This is a genomic window from Desulfosporosinus sp. HMP52 (genome assembly GCF_000765145.1).
Lineage (GTDB): Bacteria > Bacillota > Desulfitobacteriia > Desulfitobacteriales > Desulfitobacteriaceae > Desulfosporosinus.
Genome location: NZ_JMGA01000020.1, coordinates 232,233 through 245,720, shown reverse-complemented (window position 1 = coordinate 245,720; position 13,488 = coordinate 232,233). Strand labels below are relative to the sequence as shown.

At 40.6% G+C, this 13,488-nt stretch carries 13 protein-coding genes; 1 reads left to right on the top strand and 12 read right to left on the bottom strand.

Annotated features, from left to right (window positions below):
- Positions 1 to 166: 166 nt before the first annotated feature.
- The 5 genes from gap to DP73_RS24185 all read right to left on the bottom strand — a co-directional run bounded on the left by gap (position 167) and on the right by DP73_RS24185 (position 6,516).
- The gene (gap, locus tag DP73_RS09685; RefSeq protein WP_034599143.1) at positions 167 to 1,195 is read right to left on the bottom strand and encodes a type I glyceraldehyde-3-phosphate dehydrogenase; all 1,029 of its coding nucleotides are present in this window, start codon (positions 1,193 to 1,195) and stop codon (positions 167 to 169) included.
- Positions 1,196 to 1,815: 620 nt separating this feature from the next.
- A complete protein-coding gene (locus DP73_RS09675; RefSeq protein ID WP_034599141.1) occupies positions 1,816 to 3,858 on the bottom strand; it encodes a heterodisulfide reductase-related iron-sulfur binding cluster in 2,043 nt (680 codons plus the stop codon).
- Between the two features lie 66 nt (positions 3,859 to 3,924).
- On the bottom strand, positions 3,925 to 4,914 hold the full coding sequence (locus tag DP73_RS09670) for an electron transfer flavoprotein subunit alpha/FixB family protein (protein WP_034599140.1): 990 nt from the start codon (positions 4,912 to 4,914) through the stop codon (positions 3,925 to 3,927).
- 13 nt (positions 4,915 to 4,927) lie between these two features.
- Entirely contained in the window at positions 4,928 to 5,695 is a 768-nt protein-coding gene (locus DP73_RS09665; protein WP_034599139.1) for an electron transfer flavoprotein subunit beta/FixA family protein, read from the bottom strand.
- 692 nt (positions 5,696 to 6,387) lie between these two features.
- Positions 6,388 to 6,516, bottom strand: coding sequence for a hypothetical protein (locus DP73_RS24185; protein ID WP_282432666.1), 129 nt, complete (start codon positions 6,514 to 6,516; stop codon positions 6,388 to 6,390).
- A 187-nt stretch (positions 6,517 to 6,703) separates the two neighbouring features.
- Here DP73_RS24185 and DP73_RS09660 point away from each other — a divergent pair, with 187 nt between their 5' ends.
- Positions 6,704 to 7,420, top strand: a complete 717-nt coding sequence (locus DP73_RS09660; protein ID WP_034599138.1) for a Crp/Fnr family transcriptional regulator — start codon at positions 6,704 to 6,706, stop codon at positions 7,418 to 7,420.
- Here DP73_RS09660 and DP73_RS09655 read toward each other — a convergent pair.
- From DP73_RS09655 to DP73_RS09625, 7 genes are all read right to left on the bottom strand, one after another.
- A complete protein-coding gene (locus tag DP73_RS09655) occupies positions 7,353 to 8,015 on the bottom strand; it encodes a 4Fe-4S dicluster domain-containing protein (protein WP_034599137.1) in 663 nt (220 codons plus the stop codon). The two genes, DP73_RS09660 and DP73_RS09655, sit on opposite strands and share 68 nt — an antisense overlap.
- A 164-nt stretch (positions 8,016 to 8,179) precedes the next feature.
- On the bottom strand, positions 8,180 to 8,839 hold the full coding sequence (phoU, locus tag DP73_RS09650; protein ID WP_034599136.1) for a phosphate signaling complex protein PhoU: 660 nt from the start codon (positions 8,837 to 8,839) through the stop codon (positions 8,180 to 8,182).
- 115 nt (positions 8,840 to 8,954) lie between these two features.
- A complete protein-coding gene (gene pstB, locus DP73_RS09645; RefSeq protein ID WP_034599134.1) occupies positions 8,955 to 9,707 on the bottom strand; it encodes a phosphate ABC transporter ATP-binding protein PstB in 753 nt (250 codons plus the stop codon).
- Between the two features lie 32 nt (positions 9,708 to 9,739).
- Positions 9,740 to 10,585, bottom strand: coding sequence for a phosphate ABC transporter permease PstA (gene pstA / locus DP73_RS09640; RefSeq protein WP_034599133.1), 846 nt, complete (start codon positions 10,583 to 10,585; stop codon positions 9,740 to 9,742).
- Entirely contained in the window at positions 10,582 to 11,466 is an 885-nt protein-coding gene (gene pstC / locus DP73_RS09635) for a phosphate ABC transporter permease subunit PstC (RefSeq protein ID WP_034599132.1), read from the bottom strand. The genes pstA and pstC overlap by 4 nt, the downstream gene beginning before the upstream one ends.
- 278 nt (positions 11,467 to 11,744) lie before the next feature.
- Positions 11,745 to 12,623: a phosphate ABC transporter substrate-binding protein gene (locus DP73_RS09630; RefSeq protein WP_034599131.1), complete on the bottom strand. Its 879-nt coding sequence runs from the start codon at positions 12,621 to 12,623 to the stop codon at positions 11,745 to 11,747.
- Between the two features lie 96 nt (positions 12,624 to 12,719).
- Positions 12,720 to 13,412: a response regulator transcription factor gene (locus DP73_RS09625; RefSeq protein ID WP_034599130.1), complete on the bottom strand. Its 693-nt coding sequence runs from the start codon at positions 13,410 to 13,412 to the stop codon at positions 12,720 to 12,722.
- Positions 13,413 to 13,488: the final 76 nt, after the last annotated feature.

The window sequence follows — 13,488 nt, the reverse complement described above, 5'->3', positions numbered from 1 at the left end:
CGTAGCAGCCGTTATCTCATCCTCACCGCTAAAGTTGTTCTGGGTAGTTTGCGGTTCGGCGAAAGCAACCTACGCCGTTATGCTTTTCTCTGCTGCAGGCGGCTTGGGCGAAACCCTCACCCGGGTTTCGTGCTGGATGCTTTCGTACTTATAGAAGATGGGAGTCTTACGGCTGGTAGTCATCGGATATACCTTTTGTAACTATGAGTTTAACTAAATCCAAAACCCTGTTTGAATAACCCCATTCATTATCATACCAAGCTAGGATTTTAGCCATCCGATCCCCAATCATCATGGTCGACAAACCATCGACAATGGAACTGGCAGGGTTGCCATTAAAATCGTGAGAAACCAAAGGTAATTCTGTGTATTCCAGATACCCTTTCATCCTTCCAGTAGCTGCTTGCCTCAAGACATTATTTATTTCCTCCCGATTTGTTGGCTTACTTAAAGAAACAACGAGATCTACTAACGAGACGTTTGGAGTTGGAACTCGAACAGCCAGCCCTTTCATCTTGCCTTCTAATTCCGGTATCACCAGGGAAACGGCTTTAGCTGCACCTGTTGTGGTGGGTATCATAGACTGATAGGCAGCTCTTGATCTGCGCCAGTCTTTGTGTTCCAAGTCTAATATCCGTTGATCATTCGTAACTGAATGAGTAGTCGTCATTAATCCTTGTTCAATACCAAATTCATCAAGTAAAACTTTGGCAACCGGGGCCAGACAATTTGTAGTACAGGAAGCATTAGAAATTATATGATGTTTCTCTGGAATATAGAGACTTTCATTGACTCCCATTACAATCGTAATATCCTCGTTTTTTGCCGGCGCTGAAATAATTACTTTCTTAGCTCCTGCAGAAAGATGCTGGGACGCATCGTCACGTTTAGTGAATCGCCCGGTGGATTCAATCACAATATCAACACCCAGTTTACTCCAAGGCAGATTCAATGGATTCTTTTCGGCGAATATTTGAACTTCTTTTCCGTCTATAATCATTTTTTGGTTATTAATTTCTACATCCTTCTCCAGGACACCATGAACTGAATCATACTTGAATAAATGAGCCAATAAATCCGGACTGCCTAGATCATTGATGGCAACAATCTCGAATGGAAATGTTTTTTCAAGTGATGCTCGAAGTGTAAGTCTGCCAATTCGACCAAAACCATTGATCCCAACTTTTATACTCATACTAATTCCCTCCTCATGTTACCTTGAAGTACTTTAATTAAAATTATTGCTTCTTTGAAATGTCTATTCTGTAGACAATGGAAAATCCCTGCTTTACATTGGAGTACTTTTTACAAAGTTTTACTTATCAGCATAGTATTTGCCTTGAGATGGTAATATCTTCTGATTACGTAACTAGAATTTATGATTCCCTAAAAAGAAAAAAACTTGCAACAATTTGGCATAAAGTTTTCGGGTATAAATTCATAATAAAGTGTATATTTCAAATTCTATCTTTCATTATCATCTATTTATGATCTGTTCCAATAAATTAGCTCTTTCCAGCTAGTGGTTTTCCCCTAGTAATATCAAGAGCCATGGTAGCAGGTATTGAAGAGTTTTGGGCATATCAGGGATTAAATAACAGTATACTAGAAGATTTGACACTGGGTCTGTTTCTCCTAAGCTTAAAATACTTCTTCAACCAATTGTATTCTTTGTGGTTTAATGTTATATTAAAAAACCAACTGATTTTTAGTTCAGTTGGTTTTTTATATTTAGTCTTAATTAAATTTTTTATTTTGTTTAATTATTTAAATTTCATTGTACTATTAAAATTATTCTGAATATTTGAGACAAAATTATAGGACTTTTTCCAGTATTTCAGCTACATCTAATGCCTTTAGCTTTTCTCCAACTTCACGGGCCGCTATACCATCATTAATCATGGTTAGACAGAAGGGGCAGGCAGTACCAACATAATCCGATTTAACTGCAATAGCTTCATCCGTCCGCATTTCATTAATTCTTTGACCTTCATGCTCTTCGAGCCACATACGGCCTCCACCAGCACCACAACAGAAACTCTTCTCACCGGTGTGTGACATCTCTCTAAGACTTAAGCCTACTGCCTTAAGCAGTTCGCGAGGCTGTTCATAGATCTCATTATACCGACCGAGGTAACAAGAATCGTGGTAGGTAACCGATTTTCTATCCGAGTTTGTTAGCTTAAGTTTGCCGGACTTGACTAGATCTAAGAGGAATACTGTATGGTGAATCACTTCGAAGTCTCCGCCAAGTTGTGGGTATTCGTTCTTCAAGAAGTTGTAACAGTGTGGACATTGGGTAATAATTTTCTTCACTCCATAGCCCTTCATAACTTCAATGTTCTCTGTGGCTAATGAATAGAATAAATATTCGTTTCCTAACTTACGAGCGGAGTCACCACAGCACTTCTCTTCATTTCCCAGTATTGCAAAGTGAACGCCTGCAGCTTGTAACAACTTAACAAGGGCAGCAGAAACTCTTTGATTACGAGCATCGAATGCTCCAGAGCAACCAGGCCAATACAGATACTCAGCGTTGGGATCTTCTTCGTAAGTTTTAACTCCAAGCCCTGTAAGATAATCCGCCCGAGTAGTCCAACCGATGCCCCAAGGGTTTCCGTTATTCTCCATATTGCGAAAAGCCAATTGAGCTTCAGCCGGGAAGCGTGTCTCCATGAGTACGAGATTCCGACGCATATCAATGGTTTTGTCGACGTGCTCTATGAATACAGGACATTGCTGTTCACAAGATCGACAGGTAGTACAAGCCCACAAGTCTTCTTCAGGAATAACTTCACCGATTAGCGCCCGACCAGTCCATTCTTCAATCTCTTCAGCTTCGCTTGCCGCAGCAGCTTCTTGATCAGCAGCTTGCACTAATACTTTACTCTTAGCTTGGAGTGCCTCGCCCATTTCCTCCATAAGAACTCGCATATCCTGAATAATTCCTTTTGGATTTAAATGCTTGCCGCTTAAGTAGGCAGGACAGTTATCCTGGCAACGTCCACAACGCAAACAAACATCTGTATTAAATAATGTCTTCCAGGAAAACTCGCGCAGTTGGCTTTTTCCAAAGGTTTCCAAGCTTTCATCTTCAAAGTCTATTGGCTCAGGAATACCTATGGGTCCTCGATTGCGGAAGAACTGATTAAGCGGGCCGAGTAAGACGTGGAATAGCTTGGAATAGGGGAAATATGCTATGAAAGCCATGGCAAGGAAAAGATGGAACCACCAAAGGAAGACGTGCAAGGACAAGATTTGCGCTTCATTGAGCAATCCTTGGATTGGAATAGACATCCATTGCCCGACAAATGCATAGGCGGCCCAAGGATCTGGCAATACTGCAATACGTGCTCCCTGAATGATGAACCCTGTCAACAGGATTGCAAATAATAAAGCCAGGGTGATACCATCATCCGCCTTATTATCCAAACGATCCGGTCGCTGAATATATCTTCGGTAAGCAGCGACGATTATGCCTATTAAGGCAGCGAGTCCGAATAAGTTGGCAGTAACCTTAATAAATAGATATAACCAACCATGGAAAAAATCAATGGAGAAATCTGCTTTCAGAGTGATTATGGCAGTTGCAAAAGCTAAGAAAAGAAATCCGTAGAATATACCTGCATGCATCATCCCCGGGAAACTGTCTTTGAAAATCCGTTTATGAGCGAAGGTATAAACAAGTACATCTTTGATCCCCGGCCAAATCTCTTTCCAACGATTTTCGGGCTGACCTAATTTCCAAAGCTTAACCCGCTTATAGACTCCATAAGCAAAGATAGCAAGTGCAATGATAAAGAATAAGTAAAGCCAATGATGTCCTTCAATATTCCAGTACACTTCACGTGTTGCCATTCTTTCCTCTCCTTACTTATTAAGGAAGCGCCTTGTTAGGCGCTTCACTTAAGTAGTCATATTCAATTATTCGTTGACAAGCTTTTTAAACTCTTCAGTTAGCAAGGGGACTATTTCAAAGAGGTCTCCAACAATGCCATAGTCAGCAACATTAAAGATGTTAGCTTCCGGATCTTTGTTGATGGCCACAATGAATTTTGAAGAACCCATACCTGCTAAGTGTTGGATTGCTCCGGATATTCCGCAAGCAATATAAAGAGTTGGGGCAACTGTTTTTCCAGTCTGTCCAACTTGGTATTTATGCTCTTTCCAGCCTGAATCTACAGCAGCACGTGAAGCTCCTACAGCCGCACCAATTACATCAGCCAAGTCTTCGAGAATGCTGTAATTTTCTGGGCCTTTCATACCCCGTCCACCAGATACGATGATGTTAGCCTCTGTAAGCTCTGGGCGTTTCGAAGCTGCCACAGCAACTTCCTTAAGAATTGCTGTTAGATCAGCTGCATCAATATCAGCAACTTCTTTAACAACTTCAGCCTGACGAGCAGCATCCGGAGGTGTTACAGGGAAGGTATTAGGACGAATAGTAGCCATAATTGGGCGAACATTGGAAGTGAGATGGGCAAATGCCTTACCGGCATAAATTGGTCGTTTAAATGTTAAGAAGTTAGCGGAGTCAATTTCCATGCCGGTGCAGTCGGATGCTAGACCAACTCCAAGACGTTGGGCCAAGCGTGGAGCAAGATCTTTTCCTGCAGCAGTATTTCCGAGTAAAACAGCCTGTGGTTCTTCTTTACGAATGATCTTATTGAGCACAGAGGTATAGGCACCTGTAGAGTATTCTGCTAACTTAGCATCATCGATGACGATAACTTTGTCAGCACCGCTAGCGGCAAGAGTTGGCGCAAGTTCATCAATGCCTTGACCAAGCACAACAGCTACTACTGACTCACCAGTTTGGTCTGCGATTTTACGGGCTTCACTAAGTAGTTCTAACGAAACTTTACGAATTTGTAGATTGCGTTGTTCAACAATAATCATAATTCCTTTAGCCATTTTAATTCCTCCTTTACAGAACCTTAGCTTCTTCACGCAAGAGTTTTGCTAATTCACTGGCAGCTTGTGCAGGTTCACCATCAATTTTGCGCCCTGCTTTACGAGGTGTAGGTAAACTATATTGATTAATAACCATTTTCAAATCTCCAGCGCCAAAACCAAGATCTGCAAGGGTTAAGCTTTTTAATGGTTTCTTCTTAGCTTTCATGATACCGGCTACGGATGGATAGCGAGGATCATTTAAACCTTTTTGGGCTGTAAATACTGCAGGGAAGCTAACTTCGATTAATTCAGTCCCGCCGTCAATTTCACGAGTAGCAGTTGCTTGAGTTCCGGCAACTTCTAATTTAATAACACTGCTGACTGAAGGGATGCTTAACGCCTCTGCTAAACGAACAGCAATTTGACTTGCACCATCATCAATAGCAATACGTCCGGCTAAAATTATATCATGAGGAATATCGGCAACAACCTTAGCTAATATTTGAGCTCTGCCGAATTCGTCGGTATTCTCTAGTCCAGGATCGCTTACCAATACGCCTTTGTCTGCACCCATTGCCAAAGCAGTACGGACTGCTTCTTGAGCACGTGAACCACCCATACTTACAACGGTCACTTCGCCGCCGTGCTTCTCCTTGAGTCTGATCCCTTCTTCAATGGCATATTCATCGTAAGGGTTAATAATTAAGTTAACCCCATTGGCATCGATTTTACCGCTAGCATCTAGTACGATTTTAGCCTCAGTATCGAATGTTTGTTTGATAAAAACGACAATATTCACACTGTTTCCCCCTTACTGCAACAAAATTAATCCTTTGAGAATATGACTTTTGATAATAACACCTTAAGACCGACAGATTCCTTAATCGACGAGGTAAAGAGCATCATAATAGGATAACTTCGTCTCTGGTTCATAAAGCCCTTCTCCAGTAGACACCACAACTGTAACTCTTTTCATAACACCCCCTATAAAGCGTGAGAAGGAATTTATTTTCCAAACACAATATTATGACTCTGACTAGACTGAAAGCTAAGCAGAGTTCCCAGCAAAATCCTAGATACAGCTCACTACATAAGATTTGTTTCACATATCCAAAATTAATAGATTTACAATAAAGCCAATTACTAGAAATCAAAGTAACAAAATGCACAATCTATTCTATTCTTCTCACAAAATAAGACTAGCATTGAGCGTTGAATAAGTCAATATGGCCATAATTAAGAAATCATATAGCAAATATTTCCTTTTACTTCTCCAATAACCATTCCCACTAAGCCCTCGTTTGTTTAGAATGATTATTTATCTTATGCTCCGGATATTCGGATATGCAAATATTTTTGTTATTCTGATAATTCGACTAATAAAAGATATTTCCTTCTTTACGATCAACATTATTTCGAATCGAAACATTATCAAATGTTATAGCAAAAGGAGTAGGTTCTAACACCTACTCCTCTCCTGATTTTTATTCATTAAAACGAGTTTTTTGTGGGCAATGGCTGTTGAATATTTCGTTCTTTATGCGTGTCATACTCTTGATAATGAGGATCTCTAACTGTAACTGATGCTTTGGCTCTTGATACTTTTTTACGTGCTCCCATTAGCATCCATCCTTTCCAATAAGTCAATCGAAGCTTAAAATTAGCTTTCCCTACTAGAAAAACGGATATCCCATATTCCTTTTGTAAAATAGTGTAAGCATGTAATACTTTTCAAGAAATATTAAAATCACGATTGTTAATGTTATAATGTACCTGAATGATAATTTTTATGAGGTTTGGTGATAAGATGATCAACGATCAACAACTACAGGATCTTTTATCTAAAGAATTCTTTTCGGGTAAAATGACACCTGAATTTATTAATTTTTGTCTCACTCATGGAAGAATCCGACGTTATGCCTCTAAACAATATCTCTATTTTTCAGGAGATGAAGGTACTACTCTTTACTTTCTAATTAATGGTCGAGTTAGACTCTATTTAATGAGTGAATATACCGAAAAAATAATTCGGGTACTTAATGCTCCAGCATTTTTTCCGGAAATTATTCTCGACGGTAAACCTTACCCTCATTCAGCTCTTTGCATAGAGGAGACAGAGGTATTGACAATTGACCGGCTAACATTTATGCGTTTTATCGAGAGTAATCCATCATTAATTTGGTTATTGTATGAGGATCTTGCTCTTGATTTGCGGCGTTCCTACCGACAAATTAGAAATCTGTCCCTAGGGGATGCTCGCCTGCGCCTGGCTGCAAAGCTTTTTGCTCTTGCCCATGTACACGGTCAAAAAACCAAGAGCGGAGTTATGATTACCATACCTCTATCTGCCACCGAACTTGCTGGCATGTGCAGTTTGGCTCGTGAATCTGTCAGTCGGATCTTAACGGAATTAAAAGAAGTAAAAATCATTGAGATAAAGAAAAAAAACATAACAATTATGGACATGGAAAATCTTCGAATCTGGATACACGAGAGGGCATCTCGCTCTCGAACTCTAGACTAAGCTGGATTTTCTGCTCAACAAAATGGGTGAACCTTTCTTGGGGGCCTCCATTATTAATATAGTCTAGAATAGTCTCTATTACCCAGGCAATTACCTCATCATCTGTTTTAGCTTGTTTAATGTAAGATGCAAAACGGGGATGTCGCCCCATTCTTCCACCTAGGCGTAAGTTCCAACCACTTTCACCTGCGGCTAACGTACCCGAAGGGCAAACACTTAAGCAATTTCCACAGGAGAGACATTTCGATTTATCAATGACAACCACTTCATTATTCTCTATGGTAATCGCATTTTCTAAGCAAGATCTAACACAAGCATGGCAGGCCATGCAGGGAGCATCTGTAGTTTGAGGAGTGACATATCCGGAAATGCTAAAGTCTTTTATATCTGGTCGGGAGCAGCCATTTGGACAACCAGCCAAACATATTTTAAGCAGATGATGGTGATTTACCTGTCCGAACTTTTTTTGAAGAGTTTCCTCAATATCCAAAGCCGCTAAATTTGATGGTAATTCCTCTAAAAGCTCCCTCCACTCTCGAGTTGCTTTCGGACAATTTTGTCGGCAGTGTTCAATAATAAACCCCGGTTGTTTCATTTATATTCCCCCAGAATTGATTATGCTTGTATTTTTAGCCTTCTGAGGTAGTTTAACAAATATGCAATCTATTAAGTGTGGTTTCAATCACAATGGGAACTATAGGATATAAAGATATCCCTATGGCTAAATAATTTTGCCATAGGGATATCTTTATGTTTTTTCTATTCGTTAAGATCCATCCTCTTACCATTACATATATAAACAATCTCTTCGGCAATATTCGTACAATAATCTCCCAGACGTTCCAAGAAACGGCTGGCAAACAGCAGATAATTGGCCTGGGTCACATTATTAGGGTTTTCCATCATAATGGATTTTAGTTCCCCAAAAACACCGGAATAAATCTTGTCAATCTCATCATCCATTAAGGACATCTCTGCAGCTGCGCCACAATCCTCGTCTACGTATGCTTTTAGACCAATTCTAATCATTTCTTGCACAATTCCACTCATTCGTGGAATGTCCACCAATGGTTTGATTAGCTTTTCCTGACCTATTCTGATGGACACTTTAGCTAGATCAACAGCCAAGTCTCCCATTCTTTCTAGGTATATGGATATTTTGAAACCAGCTACAAGTTTGCGTAAATCACGAGCAAAGGGCTGCTGAGTTGCGATTAGGAGAATACATGTTTCTTCAATGTCTGCTCGCAAATCATTTAGTTCCAAATCTTTAACGACGATGGAATTGGCTAACTCTAGATCCTGGTTCATTAAAGAATTGACTGCAAGTGCTATTTGTTGTTCGGCCATCTTTCCCAGGGTTAAGATTTTTAGGCGCAGATCTTCTAGTTCATGATCAAATTTCTGGCGAGTAGGCATTTGTAGTCCTCCTCCCTTGCTTTTATTTCTCTAATTATACAACATTTTATATAGTCTAAGGTACTAAAAAGTTCAGTGACTCCGTTCAGACAAAACCGAACATGAGTTGTAAATATCAACCAAATCGTCCGGATATATAATCCTCTGTTTTCTTCTTTGCCGGTCGAGTAAAGAGTACACTTGTTATATCTTCCTCGATTAAATCACCGCTTAAGAAAAAGGCGGTTCTGTCCGATACCCGAGAAGCTTGATGCATATTGTGGGTCACAATGATGATTGTATACTTGTCTTTCAACTCTGCTATTAATTCTTCAATTTTCATGGTGGAAATTGGATCAAGGGCAGAGGTCGGTTCATCCATTAGCAGAATTTCTGGCCCCACTGCCAATAAGCGTGCAATGCAAAGTCTTTGTTGCTGCCCACCGGAAAGTCCTAAAGCGGATTCATGTAAGCGATCTTTCACCTCGTTCCACAAAGCGGCATCTTTCAAACTGGTTTCAACGATTTCACTTAATTTCTTCTTGTCAGTTTCTCCGTGAATTCGTGGGCCATAGGCCACATTTTCAAAGACTGATTTTGGGAAAGGATTAGGATGCTGGAATACCATTCCTACCTTTTTCCTAAGTAAAACCACATCGGTGTCAGCTGCATAAATGTCCTGACCATCGATCTTAACCTGACCTATGATTTTTACACCCGGTGTCAAATCTTGCATTCGGTTAAGTGTCCGTAAAAAGGTTGACTTTCCACAGCCGGAAGGACCAATAAGAGCAGTCACGCTTCTCTCCTTCATTGCAATGTTGATACTATTTAAGGCCTGCTGTTCCCCATAAAAAAGGTCGAGTTCCTTAACCACGATCTTATCCATATCATTTCTCCTCTATCTTTATATCCAGAGTACTAGCCCCTATTTTTCCCTTGAAGTCGATATTGTAGCCAACGACTAGGTATTGATAAACAAAGGTTAAAGACGATGACCATGAGAATTAACAGAGCGGCGGTTCCATCTGCAATCTGGTCGGAATTTGTGCCTGGCAAAGGATTTGACTTTACCGCAAATAAATGAACGGCCAGTGTCTCTCCCGCGGCTAGAGGGTTAACGTCAAAGAGGATTCGGGAGACATTCATTCCTGCTGTGAAGATCAAAATTGCTGTTTCCCCAAGTGCTCTTCCTGCAACTAGGGTTATTCCGGTAATCAGCCCAGGAAGTGCTGTCGGCAGAATAACCTTGCGTAAAGTTTGCCACATGGTTGCCCCTAAGGCTAAACTTGCTTCTCGATAACTTCTGGGCACTGCCCGCAAGGATTCTTCTGTAACCCGTACTAAGATCGGCAAATTGAGTAATGCCAAAGTGGCAGATCCTCCTAAGATAGTGAATCCCAACCCAAACATATTGACAAAGACAATCATACCAAAGAGACCAAAGACTATAGACGGTACACTGGCTAAACTCTCTGTACTTAGGCGAATTAGGTCAGTAAACCTATTCTGGGGTGCGTATTCAGCCATGTAAATTCCAGCACCTAAACCAATGGGTAGGGAAAATATTAAGGACAGGAATAAAATATAGAAGGAATTAAATAATTGCCCTCTGACCCCATCTGAGCCACTAAAGAACTCAGCCGTCAGGTATGGTAGACCACGACCTAAAATAAGAGCTAAAAATGCAACTAATAGTGCAAGGATGGCAACTGCACCAATCCAAAGCAGAATACTGGCAAATCGGTTTGCTTGATGTGCTTTCAACGGACTGCCCCCTTTCGCGAGGCGGTTCTAACAAGAATAATCATAATCAAGGCTATAACTAAAAGAATAAATGCCATCATAAATAAGCCATTATTCCAAGTCGATCCATAAGGTGTATTGCCCATTTCCATAACAATATTACTCGTCAAGGTTGATGTAGGGCTGCCTAAAGAGTCTGGGAATCTTGGAGAATTACCTATAACCATCTGAACCGCCATGGTTTCCCCGATGGCTCTGGCCATGGCTAAAATAATGGCTGTTAATATCCCAGGAGAAGCAGCCGGCACAAGAACACGCCAAATAGTTTGCCAGCGTGTGGCCCCTAGAGCTAGGGATGCTTCTTTATATGATCCGGGCAATGAACGCAAGGCATCTTCCGAAAGACTAATAACTGTTGGCAAAATCATAATAGCTAAGACAATACCTGCCGCCAACATACCATAACCTGTGGATGAGTTAGTGATTTTGCGTGTAAAACCTACTATCACCGTAATCCCCACGTAGCCATAGACCACAGAGGGGATTCCTGCAAATAAATCAGTTGCAGGGCGCATAATAGCCCGTACCCAGGGTGGTGCAATTTCTGCTAAAAAAACCGCTCCTGCCAGCCCTAACGGACCACCAAGCAAAATGGCAATTAGAGTAGTGCCAATTGATCCCGCAATAAAGGTCAGTGCCCCGTATTGACCGGAATCCGGACTCCATTTACTGCTTGTGAAAAATTCTAGAAAGCTGACTTCTCGAAAGGTCGATAAACCCTGCATCCCAACAAACCAAATAATACATATGATGATTAAGGATACTAAAACGGCACTGCTAATAAATAAGTAACGAGCTAAGCGGTCATTGTAATATACCCAAGACTTTGTAGGTTGAGGCAACCTGTACACCTCCAGATCTCTCTCTAAATTTAACGCTGGTTTTTTGATATTTAAGTCTCAAAATTCCCTTGCTATAATTTTAACTCATGTGTGTAAACTATTAATTAAGGGAATGTAAAGTTCAGGTTAACAATCCAACAAAAATACTTCCAGGGTCACTTACCTGTTAAGCTAAGGATTGAGCGACGCACAAAATTAGGAGCAAGAAATGTCTTGCTCCTAATTTTTATTGCTTGATCTATTGTTAGATTCAGTTAGTAATCATATTAGATCTTAGCTTATTTTTTCATTTTACTAACTGGTATAAATCCTGCTTTCTCAACATTCTTTTCTTGGAATTCTGTGCTCAGAATGTAATCTAGGAAAAGTTTGACGGTTCCGGTAGGTTCACCTTTAGTGTACATATGCTCATAAGAGTAGATTGGGTACTGGCCGTTAATGACAGTTTCCGGGCTGTATGCTACACCATTAAACTTCAAAGCCTTAACTGTGTCTTTCAAGTAGGCAGCATCAATGTACCCAATTGCACCAGGAGTTTGAGCAACACCTGTGAGTAAATTACCCGTTGAATCTTGAGCGGCGGCCGCATCGGTCATCTTTTTGCCATCCATTACAATCTTTTCAATATTTAAACGAGTTCCGGAAGATGCAGCTCGGCCAATGATAGAGATTTTAGCATCTTTACCGCCGACGTCTTTCCAGTTAGTGACTTTACCAGTGAAAATATCTGCCGCTTGTTCTTTCGTTAAACTATCAACGCTGACATCCTTATTAACAATTAATAAGAAGGGAGCTACACATACTTGGTGATCAACTAATCCTGCGCTTTTAAGCTCATCTGGGCTGACAACGTCAGAGTTCCCGATCTCAATGGATCCGCTAGCTACATTGTTTAAACCTGTCATAGAACCACCGCCGCTAAGGTTCACTTGCACCCCAGCATTTTTAGCCATAAAATCATCGGCTGCCAACTTAACGAGTGGTTGAAGAGCAGTTGAGCCTGCAGCAGATATGGTTTTCTTGTCAATTGAGGTTGTGTTGGTAGATGGTGCTGGAGTTGTTGTCGATGGTGCAGCAGTCTGTCCACATCCTACTAAAGCAAGCATGGCAATTAGAGTAGTACTTACAAGGGCAATTTTCGATTTAGATTTAAACAATTTAAGTTCCTCCCTTAATTTACTCAAGATACAAGATGATTATAATGGACGATTGTAAAGTGTTAATGAAATCAATGTAAAGTTTGAGTTAAAAATTCAGTGCTTACGTCGGTGTGTGAAGGTATACCCAACTCCACGTACCGAATCAAGAACCGGTCCTAAGGCCTTTAATTTATTTCTGAGGTGACTGATATGCACATCTAGTGCTCTGGTTCCGGAGCCGGAAAGGTTGCCCCAGACCTTTTGAATTAAATATTCTCGACTAAAGACTTGGTAGGGATTTGACACGAAGAGAACAAGTAATTCAAATTCTTTCACTGTTAAGTTCAAAGGCTGTTCAGATAATCTTACAGAATAATTTTCTTTCCTAATCTCAAGTTCTCCCCACCTCAACAGGCTTTCTTGGGGATCAGCTTTACGTTGAACTTCTCTGAGTCTGGCTTTAATCCTGGCCAACAATTCTCGAGGACTAAAGGGTTTTGTTAAGTAATCATCCGCCCCTAGCTCAAGTCCGATTATCTTGTCTGTAATATCATCATTTACACTCAACATTATTATTGGAATAGCATGGGTATCTTCTAAGGAACGCAGGGTTTTAATGACATCAAATCCACTTATCAATGGAAGAGCTAAATCAAGAATAATAAGTTCTGGTCGGTTACTTCTGGCAAATTCGATGCCCAGTTCACCATCAGCGGAATTAAATACTGTAAACCCTTCAATTTCTAAGCTGGTTTTAATGACTTCTTGAATTTGCCTATCGTCTTCAATGACTAGAATACTGGCCATAAGAAAACTCCCCTCAATAAGGTCCCCCCTTTACTCGGTTCGAAACGTTGTTTTCGATACTCTAATCATAATTGAC